The organism is Streptomyces melanogenes (assembly GCF_014649795.1).
GTDB lineage: Bacteria > Actinomycetota > Actinomycetes > Streptomycetales > Streptomycetaceae > Streptomyces > Streptomyces noboritoensis.
Genome location: NZ_BMTS01000002.1, coordinates 183,267 through 203,079 on the forward strand (window position 1 = coordinate 183,267; position 19,813 = coordinate 203,079).

Annotated in this window: 20 protein-coding genes and 1 tRNA gene; 11 read left to right on the forward strand and 10 right to left on the reverse strand. The window is 70.6% G+C overall.

Features of this window, described 5'->3' with window-relative positions; genetic code table 11:
• Positions 1–10 precede the first annotated feature (10 nt).
• Together IE252_RS04825 and phoU are read right to left on the reverse strand one after the other, a co-directional pair.
• Positions 11–844 carry a serine/threonine protein kinase gene (locus IE252_RS04825; protein ID WP_190088028.1) on the reverse strand — a complete coding sequence of 278 codons (834 nt, stop codon included), beginning with the start codon at positions 842–844 and terminating at the stop codon, positions 11–13.
• Between the two features lie 538 nt (positions 845–1,382).
• Positions 1,383–2,060: a phosphate signaling complex protein PhoU gene (phoU, locus tag IE252_RS04830; RefSeq protein WP_190088029.1), complete on the reverse strand. Its 678-nt coding sequence runs from the start codon at positions 2,058–2,060 to the stop codon at positions 1,383–1,385.
• Positions 2,061–2,272: 212 nt separating this feature from the next.
• Between phoU and phoR the strand changes: the two genes are divergently transcribed.
• Together phoR and phoP are read left to right on the forward strand one after the other, a co-directional pair.
• Positions 2,273–3,550, forward strand: a complete 1,278-nt coding sequence (gene phoR / locus IE252_RS04835) for a two-component system sensor histidine kinase PhoR (protein WP_190088030.1) — start codon at positions 2,273–2,275, stop codon at positions 3,548–3,550.
• Positions 3,551–3,555: 5 nt separating this feature from the next.
• Positions 3,556–4,227: a two-component system response regulator PhoP gene (phoP, locus tag IE252_RS04840; protein WP_465270246.1), complete on the forward strand. Its 672-nt coding sequence runs from the start codon at positions 3,556–3,558 to the stop codon at positions 4,225–4,227.
• 67 nt (positions 4,228–4,294) lie between these two features.
• On the opposite strand, the gene IE252_RS04845 is transcribed toward phoP, so the two are convergent.
• The gene (locus IE252_RS04845; protein WP_190088031.1) at positions 4,295–4,969 is read right to left on the reverse strand and encodes a copper chaperone PCu(A)C domain-containing protein; all 675 of its coding nucleotides are present in this window, start codon (positions 4,967–4,969) and stop codon (positions 4,295–4,297) included.
• A gap of 629 nt (positions 4,970–5,598) precedes the next feature.
• On the opposite strand from IE252_RS04845, the gene IE252_RS04850 reads away from it, so the two are divergent.
• From IE252_RS04850 to IE252_RS04875, 6 genes are all read left to right on the forward strand, one after another.
• Positions 5,599–6,081 (forward strand): CarD family transcriptional regulator, encoded by a 483-nt coding sequence (locus IE252_RS04850; RefSeq protein ID WP_003953493.1) that lies wholly within the window; start codon positions 5,599–5,601, stop codon positions 6,079–6,081.
• Positions 6,082–6,328: 247 nt separating this feature from the next.
• A complete protein-coding gene (gene ispD, locus IE252_RS04855) occupies positions 6,329–7,066 on the forward strand; it encodes a 2-C-methyl-D-erythritol 4-phosphate cytidylyltransferase (RefSeq protein ID WP_190088032.1) in 738 nt (245 codons plus the stop codon).
• Positions 7,056–7,559: a 2-C-methyl-D-erythritol 2,4-cyclodiphosphate synthase gene (gene ispF, locus IE252_RS04860; RefSeq protein ID WP_190088033.1), complete on the forward strand. Its 504-nt coding sequence runs from the start codon at positions 7,056–7,058 to the stop codon at positions 7,557–7,559. Before ispD ends, ispF begins: the two co-directional genes overlap by 11 nt.
• A gap of 134 nt (positions 7,560–7,693) precedes the next feature.
• Positions 7,694–9,091, forward strand: a complete 1,398-nt coding sequence (gene cysS / locus IE252_RS04865) for a cysteine--tRNA ligase (protein WP_190088034.1) — start codon at positions 7,694–7,696, stop codon at positions 9,089–9,091.
• Positions 9,092–9,210: 119 nt separating this feature from the next.
• Positions 9,211–10,170 carry a 23S rRNA (guanosine(2251)-2'-O)-methyltransferase RlmB gene (gene rlmB / locus IE252_RS04870; protein ID WP_190088035.1) on the forward strand — a complete coding sequence of 320 codons (960 nt, stop codon included), beginning with the start codon at positions 9,211–9,213 and terminating at the stop codon, positions 10,168–10,170.
• A 119-nt stretch (positions 10,171–10,289) separates the two neighbouring features.
• The gene (locus IE252_RS04875; protein WP_190088036.1) at positions 10,290–11,834 is read left to right on the forward strand and encodes a DoxX family protein; all 1,545 of its coding nucleotides are present in this window, start codon (positions 10,290–10,292) and stop codon (positions 11,832–11,834) included.
• A gap of 265 nt (positions 11,835–12,099) precedes the next feature.
• On the opposite strand, the gene IE252_RS04880 is transcribed toward IE252_RS04875, so the two are convergent.
• The 3 genes from IE252_RS04880 to IE252_RS04890 all read right to left on the reverse strand — a co-directional run bounded on the left by IE252_RS04880 (position 12,100) and on the right by IE252_RS04890 (position 14,639).
• On the reverse strand, positions 12,100–12,831 hold the full coding sequence (locus IE252_RS04880) for a nucleotidyltransferase family protein (RefSeq protein WP_190088037.1): 732 nt from the start codon (positions 12,829–12,831) through the stop codon (positions 12,100–12,102).
• A gap of 38 nt (positions 12,832–12,869) precedes the next feature.
• A complete protein-coding gene (locus tag IE252_RS04885) occupies positions 12,870–13,280 on the reverse strand; it encodes a hypothetical protein (protein ID WP_190088038.1) in 411 nt (136 codons plus the stop codon).
• A 222-nt stretch (positions 13,281–13,502) separates the two neighbouring features.
• Positions 13,503–14,639 (reverse strand): ABC transporter ATP-binding protein, encoded by a 1,137-nt coding sequence (locus tag IE252_RS04890; protein WP_190088039.1) that lies wholly within the window; start codon positions 14,637–14,639, stop codon positions 13,503–13,505.
• Positions 14,640–14,858: 219 nt separating this feature from the next.
• Between IE252_RS04890 and IE252_RS04895 the strand changes: the two genes are divergently transcribed.
• Positions 14,859–14,935 (forward strand) — tRNA-Thr (locus IE252_RS04895).
• A gap of 103 nt (positions 14,936–15,038) precedes the next feature.
• The gene (locus IE252_RS04900) at positions 15,039–17,147 is read left to right on the forward strand and encodes a restriction endonuclease (protein ID WP_190088040.1); all 2,109 of its coding nucleotides are present in this window, start codon (positions 15,039–15,041) and stop codon (positions 17,145–17,147) included.
• Between the two features lie 41 nt (positions 17,148–17,188).
• On the opposite strand, the gene IE252_RS04905 is transcribed toward IE252_RS04900, so the two are convergent.
• The 3 genes from IE252_RS04905 to IE252_RS04915 are packed head-to-tail and all read right to left on the reverse strand — an operon-like array spanning position 17,189 to position 18,793.
• A complete protein-coding gene (locus IE252_RS04905; RefSeq protein ID WP_190088041.1) occupies positions 17,189–18,037 on the reverse strand; it encodes a helix-turn-helix domain-containing protein in 849 nt (282 codons plus the stop codon).
• Positions 18,038–18,051: 14 nt separating this feature from the next.
• On the reverse strand, positions 18,052–18,567 hold the full coding sequence (locus IE252_RS04910; RefSeq protein ID WP_190088042.1) for a DUF6879 family protein: 516 nt from the start codon (positions 18,565–18,567) through the stop codon (positions 18,052–18,054).
• Positions 18,539–18,793 carry a hypothetical protein gene (locus IE252_RS04915; RefSeq protein WP_190088043.1) on the reverse strand — a complete coding sequence of 85 codons (255 nt, stop codon included), beginning with the start codon at positions 18,791–18,793 and terminating at the stop codon, positions 18,539–18,541. The genes IE252_RS04910 and IE252_RS04915 overlap by 29 nt, the downstream gene beginning before the upstream one ends.
• Before the next feature lie 182 nt (positions 18,794–18,975).
• On the opposite strand from IE252_RS04915, the gene IE252_RS04920 reads away from it, so the two are divergent.
• Complete coding sequence (locus IE252_RS04920) at positions 18,976–19,188, forward strand: hypothetical protein (protein ID WP_190088044.1); 213 nt, start codon at positions 18,976–18,978, stop codon at positions 19,186–19,188.
• Between the two features lie 136 nt (positions 19,189–19,324).
• Here IE252_RS04920 and IE252_RS04925 read toward each other — a convergent pair whose 3' ends face one another.
• Complete coding sequence (locus IE252_RS04925) at positions 19,325–19,801, reverse strand: GNAT family N-acetyltransferase (RefSeq protein ID WP_190088045.1); 477 nt, start codon at positions 19,799–19,801, stop codon at positions 19,325–19,327.
• Positions 19,802–19,813 lie beyond the last annotated feature (12 nt).

A 19,813-nucleotide genomic window follows, 5' to 3' on the forward strand; every position in this document is an offset into this window, starting at 1 on the left:
CCTGCATCGCCTATCTGACGGGAACGCGGTGCAAATAGCCCAGGAACTGGGAGACGCTGTCGGTCTCGGTATGGCCCTCGATGAACCTGGCGATCAGGCTCCGGGCCTCTGGAGGTGCATCGATCTGGTCACGGACGACACGGACGACAGGCGGTGTGCGGTCTTCGTGTCGAAGTGCCTGTGGATCAAGGAGGGACCAGAAGGTCACGGCGAGAGCGAAGACGTCGGTTGCATAGGAGACGCGCCCGATGTCGCGGCGGGCGTAATGGGGAAGAAAAGCCAGTCTTCCGCCCTGCAGCAGGGACTTGGACGGGATGGATATGAGATTTGATTCGGCGACCTTCAGCAGTCCGAAGTCGGCGAGCAGGTATATGTCGGAAGACTTGTCGTGCATGATGTTCCAAGGGGCGATGTCGCTGTGGACGATGCCCTCGGAATGGGCCAGGCCGACGGCTTCGCAAGCGTGCAGGAGGATCTGCTTCGCGGTTGCCATCGACGAGTGGCCGATCAAGTGCGATATGTCTGCACTCTTCGCTTCGCCTGAGTCTATCCAATCCATGACGAAGTAGAGAGTGCTGTCGATGCGCCCGAGGTCGCGCACGGGGACAATGTTCAGACACTTTCGGCTGAGCCGGGCGGCCACGATGGCCTCTGCGGCGAACGACGCCTGAGCTTTGGCCAAAGCCTGGGTCGTGAGATCGCTGCGGATCGTCTTGATGGCGACGTCTTCCCCGAACAAACGGTCGTGTGCCCGCCAGAGGTCGCCGCACCCCCCCGAGTGCAGAGGTCGTCGGGACTGGATGGTGTAGCGAAATAATTCCGAGAGAAGATGGTCGAAAGTCACCCCGCGCCCCCGTTTTTTGAGCGAGGAGCCAAGGCTACTGAAACCGTGTCCTGAATTCTAGAAGTATGCGGCATCGGTAAACTGTGAAGGGGTGTGACCGGTGTGAGCGGAGTGCTGATCGGGGCAGGAGATTACTGTCGAATCCCATGAGGAGGCGCCCGCAGCCGACCGGTGAAGATGAAGGCGAGATATCACCCCGAGGCCCCGGCGGCGCATCGCTGCGCACGAAGGGCCCCGTCCGTTCCCGGACGGGGCCCTTCTCGTTGTACGGGTCAGCCGCAGCCGCCGCCGCACTGGCACGAGCCGCCGGACTGGCAGCCGCACGAGCAGCCGGGGCCGCACTGGCAGCCGGAGGCGCTGGGAGTCGGGGTTTCGGTCATGGTCCCTCCCGGGGTTGGGGGTACGCGTACCTCACCCCCATTGGACGCCCACCGGGGTAGGCGCATCAACGGCGCGTACCGCCATTCCCGCGCGCCCCCGCGCTCCGAGGCGCCGGCCGAACCCCGCGCGCCGAGCCGTCCCGCGCCCCGCCTCGCCCCTACGCGCCCTCGACCTGCGCGGGCTGCTGGAGCTCGTCCGCGTGCTCGCCGGTGACCAGGTACACGACCCGCTTGGCGACCGAGACCGCGTGGTCCGCGAAGCGCTCGTAGTAGCGGCCGAGCAGCGTCACGTCGACGGCCGTCTCGATGCCGTGCTTCCAGCGGTCGTCCATCAGGTGCTGGAAGAGCGTGCGGTGCAGCAGGTCCATCTCGTCGTCGTCCTGCTCCAGCTGGAGCGCCAGGTCGACGTCCTTGGTGATGATCACCTCGGCGGCCTTCGCCATCAGGCGCTGGGCCAGCTGGCCCATCTCCAGGATGGTGGCGTGCAGGTCGCGCGGGACCGCCCGCTCCGGGTAGCGCAGCCGGGTCAGCTTGGCCACGTGCTGGGCCAGGTCGCCGGAACGCTCCAGGTCGGCGCTCATCCGCAGGGACGTCACGACGATGCGCAGGTCCGTCGCGACGGGCTGCTGGCGGGCCAGCAGGGCTATCGCACGCGCTTCCAGGTCGTGCTGCAGATCGTCGACCTTCTGGTCGGCGGCGATCACACTCTCGGCGAGCTTGAGATCGGCGTCGAGCATGGCCGTCGTGGCGCGCCCGATCGCCGACCCGACAAGGCGGGCCATCTCGACCAGGCCCTCGCCGATCGAGTCAAGTTCCTCGTGGTACGCGTCCCGCATGGGTGTCCCTCTTTCGATGACTCCGGGCAATGACTCCGGGGAGGCAGGGGGTGTCCGTGACCCCCACGCTCCCACGTTCCGTGGGTTACGCGTCCGATTCGGCCACACCAAGTGAACCAGCACTATCACCATGGTGAACTCTGGGCGACGAACGTTCGAGCAGACACCCGGATGGCTGGGAGACTGTCGGTGGGCACGCATAACCTGGATGCATGGACGTGAACGCGGCGGTCGCCGCAGCTGCAGCGATCGCCGGGTTGTGCACCGGCGTCATCGCCATGCTGGCGTTCCGCTGGAGCGAGCGCGACCAGGCGCGGCCCACCCGGACATCCCTGCACACGGACGCGGTCCTGCCGCCCGGTGTGGACACCGTGCTCTCGGTGCTCCGCTCCTCGGCGGTGGTGCTCGACGAGAGCGACTCGGTGGTCAAGGCCAGCTCGGCGGCGTATGCGCTGGGGCTGGTCAGGGGCGGGAAGCTGGCCGTGGAGCCGATGCTCCACATGGCCCGCGACACCCGCCGCGACGGGGAGATACGGCAAGTGGAGCTGGATCTTCCGCGCCGGGGCACCGGCCGCGGCGAGGCCCTGGCGGTCTCCGCCCGGGTCGCCCCGCTCGGCTCCCGCCTCGTGCTGCTCCTGGTCGAGGACCTGACCGAGGCCCGGCGCATAGAGGCGGTCCGGCGCGACTTCGTCGCCAACGTCAGCCATGAGCTCAAGACGCCGGTCGGCGCGCTCTCCCTGCTCTCCGAGGCCGTCATGGACGCCTCGGACGACCCCGAGGCGATTACCCGCTTCGCGGGCCGGATGCAGATCGAGGCCAACCGGCTGACCAATCTGGTCCAGGAGCTCATCGACCTGTCCCGGGTGCAGAACGACGACCCGCTGGAGGACGCCGAGCCGGTCCGGGTCGACGAGCTGGTGGCCGAGGCCATCGACCGCTCCCGTCACCCCGCGTCCACCAAGCAGATCACGATGGCCGCGGGCGGCACGGCGGACCTGTACGTGTGGGGGAACCGCGGCCAGCTCGCCGCCGCCCTCGGCAACCTCGTCGAGAACGCGGTCAACTACTCCCCGGCCAGGACCAGGGTCGGCATCGCGGGCCGCCGCGTCGCCGCGCCCGGCGGGGACCTCATCGAGATAGCCGTGACCGACCAGGGCATCGGCATCTCGGAGAAGGACCGGGAGCGCGTCTTCGAGCGCTTCTACCGCGTCGACCCGGCCCGCTCCCGCGCCACCGGTGGTACGGGCCTGGGCCTGGCCATCGTCAAACACGTGGCCGCCTCGCACGGCGGGGAGGTCACCGTCTGGAGCTCCGAGGGACAGGGCTCCACCTTCACCCTGAGGCTGCCGGAAGCCGGCGCCGTACGGGACCGCGCCGCACCCGACCCCGCAGGCCCGGACGACGACGCCGTCGACGAGCCGCCGTACGACACCTTCCCCAACGCGCACGACTCCACCACTGTGCCCCCTGCCCCGGAGGTCCTTCCGTGACCCGAGTGCTCGTCGTCGAGGACGAGGAATCGTTCAGCGACGCCCTGTCCTACATGCTCCGCAAAGAGGGCTTCGAGGTCGCCGTGGCGGCCACCGGGCCCGACGGGCTGGACGAGTTCGAGCGCAACGGCGCCGACCTCGTGCTGCTCGACCTGATGCTGCCGGGGCTGCCCGGCACGGAGGTCTGCCGCCAGCTGCGCGGCCGCTCCAACGTCCCGGTGATCATGGTCACCGCCAAGGACAGCGAGATCGACAAGGTCGTGGGTCTGGAAATAGGAGCCGACGACTACGTCACCAAGCCCTTCTCGTCCCGTGAGCTCGTCGCCCGCATCCGCGCGGTGCTGCGCCGCCGGGGCGAGCCGGAGGAGGTCACCCCGGCGGCCCTGGAGGCCGGCCCGGTCCGCATGGACGTGGACCGCCACGTGGTCACCGTCTCCGGCGGCAAGGTCGACCTGCCGCTGAAGGAGTTCGACCTCCTGGAGATGCTGCTGCGCAACGCGGGCCGCGTGCTGACCCGGATGCAGCTGATCGACAGAGTCTGGGGCGCGGACTACGTGGGCGACACCAAGACCCTCGACGTCCACGTCAAGCGCCTCCGCGCCAAGATCGAGCCCGATCCCGGCGCGCCGCGCTACCTGGTCACCGTGCGGGGCCTGGGCTACAAGTTCGAGCCGTAAACCGGCCCGACATACGAGGAGGGGCCCCGGACAGTGTCCGGGGCCCCTCCTCGTATGCGTGCTTACGTCAGTGACCCGCACCCGTGCTCGCGGTGCCCGACGGCTTGCCGCCCTTGGCCGGGGTGTTCGACGGCTTGCCCGAGGGCTTGCCGCTCGCGGGGGCGCCCGGCGTGGCGCCCGGGGACGCGCTCGTGCCCGGCTCGCCCGGGGCCACCGGAGGCTTGGGGGCCTCGCTGGGGCCGTAGCCCTCGAAGTAGCTGGTGGACGGGACCACGAACGCGCGCAGCGTCACGTCGCCGGTCTTGCTCAGTTGGAAGGTGACGGGCTGGGCGTCGCCGTTCTTGGCGGCCTCCTTGCCGTTCTCCACCACGGCGGACGCGTTGTCCTTGCCGCCGAGGATCAGCGAGCCGTGCGCGGGCACGGTGAGGCCCTGCTGGCCCTTGCCGGGGGAGAGCTTCACCGTGGCGCCCGACGCCGAGAGCTTGATCGCGTCGAGCGTCTGCGGCTTGTCGCCGTTGTTGAACACGGTCGCCGTGATCACGGCGGGCCCGGCCGCGTCGGCCTTGGGCTGCGTGAGGACGGTCGCGTTCTGGATCTTGATGTCACCGACCTTGACGGCGGCGTTGTCCGGCTTCACTTCGAGCGTCTGCGCGTCGTTGCCCGCCGAGCATGCGGCGAGAGAGGCGAGCGAGAACGCGATGGCAGAGGCGGCGAGGGCGCCGCGTCGAAGGCTGCGGCTCACGGCGGCGGCAACTCCTTGGACGTAAGGACATCTAAAGGACGGCTAAGTCTGTGTCAGCTGGCTTAGGTTACCGAGCCGTCCTCGCGAGCCCGCACCCGACCCGCCCCTGGGCGCGGGTCCGCCGCGCCCGGACCCGTACGCCGCTCCCCGCGCACCTCCCCGGCGCGTCACCGGAACCTTCCGCGCAACCCCCGTGATCCGTCCGCACCCGCTCTGATCTCGGAGTTTCGCGCGGCGTTCACATATCGCGGGTGATCAATTCTCCGGACCGCCACGTATTCCTTACCGAAAACCTCCAGGCCCGCATCCGTTGATCAATTCAGGAAAAAATCGCGATCACGCCGAACGGGTGACCGATCACCGAACGGAGCAGTGGAAGTTCACCGCTTGGAACCCGACAAAACGGGACGTTCAGACCAGTTGAGGGGGGTTGCGAAGAGTGTGACGGGCATGTTTCCCTGCCCCCGAACAGCCGCTCCGACCTGCGGATACCCCCTCCCGTGAGCCCTCCGCAGCACGTTCCTGTTGCTGTTGTCAAGCCCCGAGATATGCCCTGACCTGCGAAAACGCCATTCAGAACAGGCTGTTCTCGTGTTACCCTGGATAGCCACGGAAGGGGTACCTGTCACATGACGTTCAAGGTTGGCGACACCGTGGTCTATCCCCATCACGGGGCCGCGCTGATCGAGGCCATCGAAACTCGCCAGATCAAAGGCGTGGACAAGACCTACTTGGTGCTCAAGGTCGCCCAGGGCGACTTGACTGTGCGCGTGCCTGCGGACAATGCGGAGTTCGTCGGCGTTCGCGATGTGGTTGGCCAGGACGGGCTGGACCGGGTCTTCGAGGTGCTGCGCGCACCGTATGCGGAGGAGCCCACGAACTGGTCCCGTCGCTACAAGGCAAATCTCGAAAAGCTCGCCTCCGGCGATGTCATCAAGGTCGCCGAAGTGGTGCGCGACCTGTGGCGTCGTGAGCGCGAGCGCGGACTCTCCGCAGGTGAGAAGCGCATGCTCGCCAAGGCGCGGCAGATCCTGGTGAGCGAGCTGGCACTCGCTGAGAACACCAACGAAGACAAGGCCGAGGCCCTCCTCGACGAGGTCCTCGCGTCCTGACACTGGTGATTCCGGGGGCATCGCCTCCCGGCGGACCAGCATTGCCGCGGTGCCCGCTGACCAGCAGTGACCTCACTGCTGTGTCGCCGGGCGCTGCGGCATGTTCGGACATCATTCGTACGCACGGCACCCGCAGCGGCGTGCCGGGCCGGGCAGAGCGCCCGACCGGTCGTCACGGAAGGGGCCGGTCAGGGGCGTCGCGCCCAGCTTGCTGAGGCCATACCCATGTCGCCGAAGGACACAAACCTTGTCTGAGGAAACGCGCGTTTTCCGCACCGCCGCAGTGATTCCCGCGGCCGGCCGCGGCGTGCGGCTCGGCCCGGGCGCCCCCAAGGCGCTCCGCGCGCTGAACGGCACGCCCATGCTCATCCACGCCGTCCGGGCGATGGCCGCCTCCCGCGCCGTCTCCCTCGTCGTCGTCGTGGCCCCGCCCGACGGCGCCACCGAGGTGAAGAACCTGCTGGCCGAGCACGCCCTGCCGGACCGCACCGACTTCCTCGTGGTGCCCGGCGGCGAGAGCCGCCAGGAGTCCGTCCGGCTCGGCCTTGCCGCGCTGCCGCAGGGCATCGACGTGGTCCTCGTCCACGACGCGGCCCGCCCGCTGGTGCCGGTCGACACGGTCGACGCGGTCATCGAGGCCGTACGGGACGGGGCCCCGGCCGTCGTCCCCGCGCTGCCGCTCGCCGACACCGTCAAGGAGGTCGAGCCGCACGCCGACGGCACCCCCGAGCCGGTGCTCGCCACGCCCGACCGCGCCCGGCTGCGCGCCGTCCAGACCCCGCAGGGCTTCGACCACGCCACCCTGGTGCGCGCCCACGAGAGCGTCACCGGCGACGTCACCGACGACGCGTCCATGGTCGAGCGGCTCGGCCTGAAGGTCGTGGTCGTCCCCGGCCACGAGGAGGCCTTCAAGGTCACCCGCCCGCTGGACCTGGTCCTGGCGGAGGCGGTCCTGGCCCGCAGGAGGGCGAACGATGGCTTCTGAGACCCCCGTGGCGCCACTGATCCCGCAGGTCGGCATCGGCACCGACATCCACGCCTTCGAGGAGGGCCGCGAGCTGTGGTGCGCGGGCCTGCTCTGGGAGGACGAGGGCCCGGGCCTGGCGGGCCACTCCGACGCCGACGTCGTCGCCCACGCCGCCTGCAACGCCCTGTTCTCCGCGGCCGGCCTCGGCGACCTCGGCGCCCACTTCGGCACCGGGCGCCCCGAGTGGTCCGGCGCCTCCGGCGTCACGCTGCTCACCGAGGCCGCCCGGATCGTCCGGGCCGCGGGCTTCGGCATCGGCAACGTGGCCGTCCAGGTGGTCGGCCCCCGCCCCAAGATCGGCAAGCGGCGCGACGAGGCCCAGAAGGTGCTCTCGGACGCGGTCGGCGCGCCCGTCTCGGTCTCCGGCGCCACCACCGACGGCCTGGGCTTCCCCGGCCGCGGCGACGGCCTCGCCGCGATCGCCACGGCGCTGGTCTACCGGACCGGCTGAACCCGCCGCGGCACCCGGCGCAAAGCGGACCGCAAAGCTCCCCGCCGAGCGCGCCGGAAAAGCTTCTGTCACACTTCGGTGCCCCGTGGCCCAAGGGTCGCGGGGCACTGCTACGGGCCCACTACCCTGGAGTGGTGACTATTCGCCTGTACGACACCAGCGCCCGGCAGATCCGTGATTTCACCCCGCTCGTGCCGGGCTGTGTCTCGATCTACCTCTGTGGCGCGACCGTGCAGGCCGCCCCGCACATCGGGCACGTCCGCTCCTACCTGAACTTCGACATCGCCCGCCGCTGGTTCCAATACCGCGGCTACGACGTCACGTTCGTCCGCAACGTCACCGACATCGACGACAAGATCATCGCGAAGTCGGCCGAGCAGGGCCGCCCCTGGTGGTCGATCGGATACGAGAACGAGCGCGCCTTCAACGACGGCTACGACGCGCTGGGTTGCCTGCCGCCCACGTACGAGCCGAGGGCGACCGGGCACGTGCCCGAGATGATCGAGATGATGCGCGGCCTGATCGAGCGCGGTCACGCGTACGAGGCCGACGGCAGCGTCTACTTCGACGTGCGCTCCTTCCCCGGCTATCTGGAGCTGTCCAACCAGGACATCGACGACCTGCTCCAGCCCGACGAGGGCGTCGCGGGCAAGCGCGACCCGCGCGACTTCGCCATGTGGAAGGCGACCAAGCCGGGCGAGCCCGACTGGGAGACGCCCTGGGGCCGCGGCCGTCCCGGCTGGCACCTGGAGTGCTCGGCGATGGCCCACAAGTACCTGGGCAGCGCCTTCGACATCCACGGCGGCGGCCGCGACCTGATCTTCCCGCACCACGAGAACGAGATCGCCCAGGCCAAGGCGTTCGGCGACGCGTTCGCCGCGTACTGGATGCACAACGCCTGGGTGACCATGTCCGGCGAGAAGATGTCCAAGTCGCTCGGCAACTCGGTCCTCGTCTCCGACATGGTCCGCCAGTGGCGCCCGATCGTCCTGCGCTACTACCTGGGCACCCCGCACTACCGCTCGACCATCGAGTACAGCGAGGAGGCCCTGCGCGAGGCCGAGTCGGCGTTCGCGCGCATCGAGGGCTTCGTCCAGCGCGTCGTAGAGAAGGCGGGGGGCGCGGTCGAGCCCGCCGCCGAGGTGCCGCCCGCGTTCGCCGAGGCGATGGACGACGACATGGGCGTCCCGCAGGCGCTCGCGATCGTCCACACCACGGTCCGCCAGGGCAACAGCGCGCTGGCCGCCGACGACAAGGAAGCGGCCGTCGCCCGGCTAGCCGAGGTCCGCGCGATGCTCGGCGTCCTGGGCCTGGACCCGCTGGACCCCCACTGGGCGGGCGAGGCCGACCGCGGCGAGGACCTGCACGGGGCCGTCGACACGCTCGTACGGCTGGTGCTGGAGCAGCGCGAGGCGGCCCGCGCCCGCAAGGACTGGGCCACCGCCGACGCCATCCGCGACCAGCTGACCCAGTCCGGCCTGGTCATCGAGGACAGCCCCAGCGGCCCCCGCTGGACCCTCGGCCCCCGCTGACGAGGCAGCGCGATGTGCCGCCCGGGCGACCGGGCGGCACACTTCATATACGTACGTACGCAGGACCCACGGACGCCACGACGCCCCGCAGGTCGCTCAATCACGGAAACAGGTAGGTCATGGCCGGGAACAGCCAGCGCAGGAACCGCCGCACGTCCAACAAGAAGGGCGCTACGGTCGGCAGCGGTGGCCAGCGGCGCCGGGGGCTGGAGGGCAAGGGCCCCACGCCCAAGGCCGAGGACCGCAAGAAGCACAAGAAGAACCGCATCGCCACGGCCAAGGCCCGGCAGGCCGCCACCCGCCGCCCGGCCCCGCGCCGCGGCGGCCCCAAGGGCACGTCCGAGATGGTCGTCGGCCGCAACCCGGTCTTCGAGGCGCTGCGCGACGGCGTCCCGGCCACCACGCTGTACGTGCAGCAGTACATCGACAACGACGAGCGGGTGCGCGAGGCGCTCCAGCTCGCGGGCGAGCGCGGCAACATCAACCTGATGGAGGCCCCGCGCGCCGAGCTCGACCGGATGACCAACGGGCTCAACCACCAGGGCCTGGTCCTCCAGGTCCCGCCGTACGAGTACGCGCACCCGCAGGACCTCCTGGAGGCGGCGTACGACAACCACGACGAGCCGCTGATCGTCGCCCTCGACGGCGTCACCGACCCGCGCAACCTCGGCGCGATCGTCCGCTCCACCTCCGCCTTCGGCGGACACGGCGTGGTCGTGCCCGAGCGCCGCGCGGCCGGGATGACGGCCGGCGCCTGGAAGTCCTCGGCGGGCACCGCGGCCCGTACGCCGGTCTCGCGCGTCACCAACCTGACCCGCGCCCTGGAGGACTACAAGAAGGCCGGTGTCACGGTCGTGGGCCTGGCGGCCGACGGCGAGCACACCGTCGAGCAGCTGGAGGCGCTGGCCGGTCCGGTCGTCATCGTCATCGGCAGCGAGGGCAAGGGCCTGGGCCGCCTCGTCGGCGAGACCTGCGACTACCGCGTGCGGATCTCGATGCCGGGCGGCGCCGAGTCGCTGAACGCCGGTGTCGCGGCGGGCATCGTCCTGTACGAGGCGGCGCGCCGCCGCAAGGGCTGACGTACGTACCGCCGGACGGGCCGATCGGCCGACGCCCGTCCGGCGTACATGATCTTGACGGGCCTCGGACAGATCCCATCCCGTCAAGGCAGTGTCCTAAACCTCCGTCACTCGGTTAGATGAGTGTGGACACCAGAACGCCCCGGCCCGGGTTCGACGATCAGCCTGCCCTGAGTATGGTCAAGGTGGACTCGGACCCCGCGCAGGTCATCGTCAACCACGCCAGTTTCCGGGTGCACTTCCCCCCGAAGGCCCAGCCGAGGCGCCCGCTGAAGGACCCGGCGAGGCTGCCGGCCGGGGCGGCCCGCCGCCGCGCGCCGGTGGTGTGGAGCGGCCGGGCGGCGCCCGGGGCGACCGGCCTGCTCCAGGCGGTGCGCGGCCTGGACGCGACGGCCGCGGCGGGCACGTCGCTCGACGTCGGCGCCACCCAGGTCATCCCGCGCATCGACGAGGACACCATGCCGACGCCGGTCGTGGTGGCCCCGCGCTCGCCCCTCGGCGACTCCGGCGGCGCCGAGACGGCCCTGCTCCAGGCGGTCCGCCAGAGCCCCCACGGCTACGGCCAAGGGGCGTACGGGGACGACGGGTTCGACGAGTTCGAGCGCGGCTACGGGGACGGCTCCGACGGCTTCGACGGGCCCGACGGCCCCGAGCCGCGCGGCCAGCGCCACGGCGCGGACCAGGTGCGGCACGCGTACTACCCGGGCCGCCGGATGAACCTCGGCGTGGTCCTCCTCCCGCTGCGCGTCTTCCTCGGCTTCATCTCCGTGTACGCGGGAATGGGCAAGCTCTGCGACCCCGTCTACTTCGACGGCGGCGAGCGCGGCTCGATGATGAAGTGGCTGAACTCGCTGCACCCGTGGGGCCTCGCCGAGCCGCTGCGCTCCTTCGCGCTCCAGCATCCGGTCGGCGCGGGCCTGTCGGTGGCCTTCCTCCAGATCGTGGTGGGCGTGCTGACCATGCTGGGCCTGTGGCAGCGGGTCGCGGCGGTGTTCGGGGCGCTGCTTTCCGCGGCGCTGCTGGTGACGGTGAGCTGGCAGACGGTTCCGGCGTACGACGCGCCGGACTTCATCTACCTGGCGGCCTGGTCGCCCCTGATCACGGCGGGCGCGCCGGTGTACTCGCTGGACGCGCGCCTGTCCGGCGAGGCCTGGCGCCGGCTCGGCCCGCGCTCCACGCTGTGGGAGCTGCGGCGGCGGGTGCTGCGGCGGGGGACGGTGATGGCGACGGTCGTGGTCGGCCTGACCCTGCTGATCGGCTCGCTGCTCGGCGGGGCGGTCCGCTCCACCGAGATGGTGACGGTCCCGGGTCCGCATTCCGACCCCACCAACTACCTGCCGGGTACGCCGCTGGCGCCCGCGCCGCACGCCCCGGCGGTCCGCCGCCCCGGCTCGCCCAAGCCGTCCGTGAGCGGGTCCGCGAAGCCGTCTGCGAAGCCGTCCAAGAAGGCGCGGTCGAAGTCCTCCGTACGGGAGTCCGGGACGGTCGGGGGTGTGCCGAGCCAGACGTCCCAGGGCACGACGGGTCACAAGCCGCCGACCCGCCACCAGGCGCCGGTGGCGCCGTCGACGACGAGCGCGGGGCCGACGTCGACGGGCGGCGCGTCGACGCCGTCCGGGAGCTCCTCGGGCAACCGCAACCCGATCGGCGGCCTGCTGGGCTGACGGGCAGTTCCCCCACCCCGCCCCTTCCCGAAAGCCCTCTGGCGGGCGGCCGGGTGGGGGCGGGTTGTTTGTCTGCGGACCGTGGCCGGTTGCTCGCGCAGTTCCCCGCGCCCCTAGATGCGCCCCTGCGGGGCGCCCAGGGGATTGCCGCGGAGCGGCATTTTTAGGGGCGCGGGGAACTGCGCGACCAGCCACCCACGGTCCGCAGACGAACGGGATCCCCCGGAGGGTTTAGGGAAGGGGCGGGGCGGGGCCGAAAACGCCCTCAGCGGGCTGCTGCCGCCAGTTCCTTCGCCGCCTCCGTCAGGTCCTTCGCCGTGTCGATGGCCCGCCAGTACGCCCCGTGCGGCAGCGGATACCCGGCCAGGCGGCGCTCGCGGGCCAGGCGCGGGAACGTGGTGCGCTCGTGGTCACCCCGGTCCGGCAGCAGCGAAGTGAAGGCCGAGGAGAAGACGTACACGCCGGCGTTGATGAGGTACGGCGACGGCGGGGACTCGATGAAGTCCGTGATGTGGCCGAAGGCGTCCGTCTCGACGGCGCCCCAGGGGATCCGGGGCCGGGCCAGAGCCAGCGTGGCCGTCGCGTCCCGCTCCCCGTGGAACGACGCCATCTCGCGCAGGGAGAAGCGCGTCCAGATGTCACCGTTCGTGGCGTACCACGGCTGATCCGGGTGCGGCAGGTGCGCGGCCGCGTACTTGAGGCCGCCGCCCCGCCCCAGCGGCTCGCTCTCGACGACCGTGGTGACGCGCAGCGGCAGATCCGCCGAGTCCAGCCACTCCTGGAGCACACCGGCGAGATGGCCGCAGGAGATCACGGCGTCGGTGACGCCCTCCGCGGCCAGCCAGGCGAGCTGATGGCCGATGATCGGGGTCCCGGTGCCCGGGATCTCGACCATCGGCTTGGGGCGGTCGTCGGTGTACGGACGCAGTCGGGAGCCCTGGCCGCCCGCCAGGACCACGGCCTGCGTCGGGAAGGTCGAAGTCGTGCTCGCAGTCATGCGGTGAACGATATGCGGTACGGCGGAGCCGGGGTCGCTCAGGACTCCTGGGCCACGCCCGACGCGAACGACGTGTCGCAGACGGGGCGCGAGTACGACTGGGCCTTCACGGGACCGTACTGCTCCACGGCGGCCCGTCCGAGCGCCCGCGCGATCGACATGCACTGCTGGGCGAGCGAGGGGCGCCGCTCGACCTCGCGCTGGAGGTGGGTGAGGGCGGTGCCGGGGTCCTTCTCCTGGAGCTCGACGAGGAGCGCGTCGCGCAGGACGTCCTGCGGGGTGCGCGGCTTCGCGCGTACGGAGACGTCCTCGGAGGAGGCGGTCAGCAGCTGCGAGTCGCTGGTCCCGGCCCAGTTGACCCGGGTGACCGCGAGCGTCCCGGAGAGGACCAGGACGACGGGCAGGACGAGAGCTAGGGTGCGGCCGATTCGGCGGGCTGTGTGCGTCACGGAGGCGAGCGTAGCGGGGGGTAATGATTTGGCGACATTTAGTCACCCGGTCGGGGGATGGTTCGAGGCGGCGTTTCGAATCCGGTGTTGACGAACGACGTTCGAAATGGGCGGTCTGCCGGGGTATTTGTCGACAGCCGCCCGGGCGCGGGGGAAAGCGGACAACGGAAAGCCCCGCACCCCGGTAGGTGGGTGCGGGGCCGGCTGACGTGCCGCCGTACGTCAGTCGCTGAGGCGCTCGCCCGTCGAGGTCGAGAAGACATGCGTCTCGCCGGGGCGCGGAACCACGTGGAGCTGGGTGCCCTTCTCCGGGACCGAGCGGCCGTTCACGCGGACCACGAGGTCCTTCTGCTCGCCGCCGACCTCGGCCGTGCCGTACACGTAACCGTCGGCGCCGAGCTCCTCCACCACGTTCACGGTGACCGCGAGGCCCGCGGGCTCCGCGTCGGAGTCCTTGGTGAGGGACTTCGCCGCGCCGCCGTTGTGCTCGACGATGTCGAAGTGCTCGGGGCGGACGCCGACCGTCACCGTGCGGTCGCCCTTGTCGGCGGCCGCGGACAGCGCCTCGCGGCTCACCGGGACGACGCTGTTGCCGAACTTCACGCCGCCGTCGGTGATCGGGACCTCGACGAGGTTCATGGCGGGGGAGCCGATGAAGCCCGCGACGAAGAGGTTGGCCGGGCGGTCGTACATGTTGCGCGGCGAGTCGACCTGCTGGAGGAGCCCGTCCTTCAGTACGGCCACGCGGTCGCCCATGGTCATGGCCTCGACCTGGTCGTGGGTGACGTACACCGTGGTGATGCCGAGGCGGCGCTGGAGCGAGGCGATCTGCGTACGGGTCGAGACGCGGAGCTTGGCGTCGAGGTTCGACAGCGGCTCGTCCATGAGGAAGACCTGCGGCTCGCGGACGATCGCGCGGCCCATCGCCACACGCTGGCGCTGACCGCCGGAGAGCGCCTTCGGCTTGCGGTCGAGGTACTCGGTGAGGTCGAGGATCTTCGCCGCCTCCTCGACCTTCTTGCGGATCTCCGCCTTGTTGACCCCGGCGATCTTGAGCGCGAAGCCCATGTTGTCGGCGACGGTCATGTGCGGGTAGAGCGCGTAGTTCTGGAACACCATGGCGATGTCCCGGTCCTTCGGCGGGAGGTGGGTGACGTCGCGGTCACCGATGCGGATCGCTCCGCCGTTGACGTCCTCCAGGCCCGCGAGCATCCGCAGGGAGGTGGACTTGCCGCAGCCCGAGGGGCCGACGAGGACGAGGAACTCGCCGTCCTCGATCTCGATCTCGAGCCCGTCGACCGCGGGCTTGGTGGAGCCCGGGTAGATCCGGGTCGCCTTGTCGAACGTGACAGTGGCCATGGGAGACCTGTCCCTTCACCGGCAGGAACGTGCCGGACGATCCGAGTAGAGGGAGAAGTGGTGTAGTCCACCTGAGTGGGCTGCACGAGACGCTACCCGGCGATGTCCGATCTGTCAGCAGGTGGGAGCGGGGAACTTCGTGGAGCTCCCGATCGTGCTCTGTGTAGAGTGAGGGAGCCCTCGCGTGCGGGTGCCGGTCGCATGCCGGTCGCACGCGCTGCCGCCTTAGCTCAGTTGGCTAGAGCGCTTGACTTGTAATCTTGAGGTCGTCGGTTCGATTCCGACAGGCGGCTCCACCGAAACACCGCGTAACACCGTGTCCCGGACCTTCCTGGTCCGGGACAATTGTGTTTCACGGGGTGTGACGTGGGGTGTGCGGGAAAGGGGTCGGGGAGCCGTATGAGTCGTCGTTCCAGCGGGCTGGTCGGGGTGTGGGCCCAGGCGCAGCGGCAGCAGCAGCGCCAGCAGGAGGCCCAGCACCGGGCGTCGGTCCAGCAGCAGCGGCAGCGGGAGCGCCAGCAGCGGGAGTACGAGCGGGACGCGGCCCGGGTCGACCGGGAGCAGCGGGCGGCCTACCGCCAGAGCCGGGAGGCGGACGCCCGGCAGCGCTCGCAGGAGCTGGACGCGCGCGTGGAGGCGCTGACGGGGCTGCTGGCGGCGGGGTGCGCCGAGCCGCCGTTCCGTACGGCGGCGCTGCTGCGCGAGGAGCGCGTCGAGCCGTTCGCGCCCGGGGCACTGGCCCAGCCGGTGCCGATGCCGGACCCGGCGCGCTACCAGGCACAGGGCGGCTGGCGCCGAGGCCAGGCCCAGCAGGAGGCGCAGGCCGCCTACCAGCGGGACTGGGACGCGGCGCAACTGGCCGAGAACGACCGGCGCCGCAGACTCGCCGACTACCGGGCGCAGTACGAGAGTTGGGCGCAGGGCCAGCTCGTCGAGGTCCGCGCCCACAACGCGGGCGTGGCCGACCTGGTGCGGGGTGTGCGGGCGGGCGAGCCGGACGCGGTCGTCGAGTACTTCTCGGCGGCCCTGTACGCGGCGTCGGCGTGGCCGGAGGGCTTTCCCCGCCGGCTGTCGTGCGCGTACGACAGGGGCGCCAGGCAGCTGGTCGTGGACTGGGAGCTGCCCGCCCTCGACGTGGTCCCGGCGGCGAAGTCCGTACGGTACGTGGCCAGTACGGACGAGGAGCGCGAGTCGGCCCGCCCGGTGTCGCAGCGGCGCGCGCTGTACCGGGACGCGCTGGCGCAGAGCGTGCTCCTCGTGGTGCGGGACCTGTTCGCGGCGGACGAGTCCGGCGTACTGGAGTCGGTGGCGCTCAACGGCTTCGTCGACGACGTCGACCCGGCGACGGGCCGCCGGGCGGAGATCTTCCTGGCGACGGTGATGGTGGACCGCCCGTCGTTCCAGGGGCTGAACCTGACGCACGTGAGCGCGGTGGACTGCCTGACGGAGGCCCTGCGCGGCCAGCTCTCGGCCCGCCCCGACCAGCGGGCGGCGGTACGCCCGGTGCGCCGCCCGGAGGACGTGGGCTCGGCCGTCCTCTCGCACGGCACCGACGCGTCCTCGGCGGAACCGGACCTCTTCGTGATGGACCCGATCGAATTCGAGTCCCTGGTGGCGGAGTTGTTCCGGGCGCGGGGGATGGGGGCGGTGACCACGCAGCGCTCCAACGACGGCGGGGTGGACGTCGAGGCGGTGGACCCCGACCCGATCAGCGGCGGCCGGATCATCGTCCAGGTCAAGCGCTACCGCAATACGGTCCCGCCGACGGCCGTCCGCGACCTGTACGGCACGGTCCAGGGCGCCGGCGCCAACAAGGGCGTCCTGGTGACGACCTCGGGCTTCGGCCCCGGCTCGTACGCCTTCGCCCAGGGCAAACCGCTGACGCTGGTGTCGGGGGCGGAGCTGGTGGAGCTGCTGCATGCGTGCGGGCTGCGGGGGAGGCTGGGGGAGCGGGGGCCGCGCGACCACGCGCCGACGCTGGTGGACGCACAAATGGCCCCCGACTCCGAATCCGACTCCGACGCCGACTTCAACGTCCTGGGCATGACGTGGACGGGTTCCGTGGTCCTGGACGTGTGCGCGCTGGTGTGCGCGGGCAGCCGGGTGCTCGACGACGACCACTTCGTGTTCTTCAACAACCGCGAGATACCCGGGGGTTCGGTCCGGATGGTGCCCGGCGCGCTCGGCGACCGGGCGGCGGTCCGGGTAGCCTTCGACGCCCTGCCGCCCCGCGCGGACCGCCTGGTCCTGGTCGCCTCGGTCGACCCCGAGGCCAACCCGGACGCAGACCTCTCCGGCTTCACGGACGCGGGCATCCGCCTGCGCGACGCGTCAGGCACGGAACTGGACCGCCTGGAGGTCTCGGACGGCCGCACCGGCGAAACGGCCCTGGTGCTGGGCTCGTTCCGGCGGAGGGCGGGGGGCGACTGGGACTTCGTGGTGGGTGGGAAGGGGTATCGGGGCGGGCTTGAGGAGCTGATCGGGGACTTTGGGATCGAGGTGGAGTAGGGGTCGCCCGATTCGGCGGGCTCCCGGGGGCTGCCTGCGGCTCAGCCAAGGGCTGCCAACGCATCCGCCACCAGTGCGCGCGCAGCTGAGCCATGTTCGGCGTCCTGCGCCAGCCGTTCGAAAGCCCTGCCGTACAGGTCGATCTGGCTGGGCTGGGTGAGGGTGGAGGCGGAGTCCAGGGTGTCCGCGTGCACGCGGTGGTTGTCGAAGACGGTGAACGTGGGCATGGGCCACACCGTGCGTTGCCGGGTGAACGGGATGACGCCCAGGACGACGTGGGGCAGGTCCATCGCCATCAGGAGGTGGCCGAGCTGTGCGGCCATGGTGTCGGGGCCGCACAGCCTGTGGCGCAGGACGGATTCCTCCAGGACGAACCGGAACCGCAGTGCACCGTTCCCGAGGACCGCGTTGCGTCTCATACGGGCCTCCACGGCGTCACTCACGTCGTCCGGGGTGCCCCGGAAGTCGGCGATCGAGCGCAGGAGGGCGGTGGCGTATCCGGGGGTCTGGAGGAATCCGGGGATGACGTCGGACACGTACACCCGGAACATCCCGGTGCGCTGGTACAGGTCCCCGGTGGACTCCTGGAGGAGGCGGAGGCCGCTGCGCTGGAGTCGACGCCATTCGATGTGGGCGTCCGCCGACTGCCGGTTCGCCGCGATCAGGTCGGGGACTTGGTCGTCGGCGTCGCAAGCACGACACCACGCCCTGATGTCGGCGTCGGACGGAGGGGTCTTGGCGTTCTCGATCCGGGAGGACTTCGACTCCGACCACCCGCACCTGACGGCCAGCTCCCGGCCGCTGATCCCCGCGTCCCTGCGGACCTCCCGCAGACGGCCCGCCAAAGCTTCACGGGCCTGTTGTATACGGGACGACGGGTGCGACGGCATGAAGCCGACCTTAGTCAGACGTGGAACAGCTGGTGCGGGACCGCCCGCTCCCACACGGCCTCGAAGGCCGTGGAACACAGCTTCACGGTGGCGGGATCCCGTGTGATCTCGTCCTCCACCACCTGGCCGTCACCGGAGAAGTGGTGGACCCGGAGCAGGTGGCCGTCGAACAGCCAGAAATCGTTGCCCGGCAGCGGGATGTCCGTGGCCCGGCGCCGTGGCAGCCAACGCACTTGTTCACCGGCCGTGATGTTGGCTCTGGTGACGTAGTGCTCCCACCGGATGTACTCCGACACCGGCTCGGAGACGATCCGCGCACGGCGGATCACCACGCCCCGAGCGACGGAGTCGGCGATCAACTGGTCGTACGGGTGCCACCAGGAGACGCGGTCCTCCCAGTCGACCCGCTCGCCACGTCGCCATGCCTCGAACCGGTCCGTGGGCGCGTAGGAGTCACGCAACTCCAGGTGGACAGCGGACCGTTCGCACCGCCCGAGGAGCTCAGCGAAGCTGGGCGCGCTCGACGGCATCACATGCCTCCCTGAGCAGTGGAATCATGCGCGCGGGAATGCGAATGATGGCCTCGCCATCCGGTACCGAGCCATTCGCAGGGCTGGTCTGCTCACACTGCGCTTGGGTCTCCGCGTCCGGTTTCCACCCCTGGAACAAGAGCTCCTGAGCTTCCGTGTCCGCCCACACGGTGGGGCAGTGGTCCCGGTCGGTGTCGGGGTCGATGCCGACGAACACAACGGCCATAGCCGGCTCCTTGGTCTAGGCGCTTGCTCGGGCTTGCACAAGCCTTGCCGTTCAGTGGCTATGCCGTCAACACCCCTCTCAGTCAAGCGAATTGACGTGCAAGTACATGCAAGTTTATGGATCCCCAAGCGGGCCGACTCCTAGCGTCGTCAACACCACGACGTTCGGAGGGATGGCGAGTCATGGCTCAAGAGGAACCGGCGCGGGGAACGCGCTACAAGGTCGATCCGGCCGGGCGGATCGGGGAGGTGGTCGGCTCTTACCTGGGGAGCGTCTACCTTCGGCCGCCGGGTGGCGGTACGGAGTGGTCCGTCCGCCCGGACCTGTTGCGGGACCCGACGACCCAGGAGCTAGGGACCGCGCTGATGTACTCCACGCCGGTGGTGGCGCCATGACGTGGGCCCTGCCGCCATTCGTGCCTGCCGTCACGGGGTCTCCCCTCCGTGACGACCCGGAGCCCACCCCTCATCCGGAGTGCGCGATCTGCCAGACCTCGGCGGATGCGCGCACCCACGCACATGACGCTGAGGGCTACTCCGTCCCGCCCAACCCCTCCAACGCCCCACCATCCAACCGGTAAACCGTCCACTCGTCCTGCGGCCGCGCCCCCAGCGACTCGTAGAAGGCGATGGACGGGGCGTTCCAGTTCAGGACCGACCACTCCAGGCGGCCGTAGCCTCGGGTTACGCAGATGCGGGCCAGTTCCGTCAGGAGGGCCTTGCCGTGGCCGCCGCCTCGGTGGGTGGGGCGTACGTACAGGTCCTCCAGGTAGATGCCGTGCACCCCGCGCCACGTCGAGAAGTTGAGGAACCACAGTGCGAAGCCCGCCGGTTCGCCGGTCGGGGTCTCGGCGATGTGCGCGTACGCCGCCGGGTGCTCGCCGAACAGGGCCTCGTGCAGTTGCTCCTGCGTCGCCTGCGCCTCGTCCGGGCACTTCTCGTACTCGGCCAGTTCGCGGACCATGGCGTGGATGACGGGGACGTCTTCGGGCGTCGCGGTACGAATCATGGCCGCAGGGTA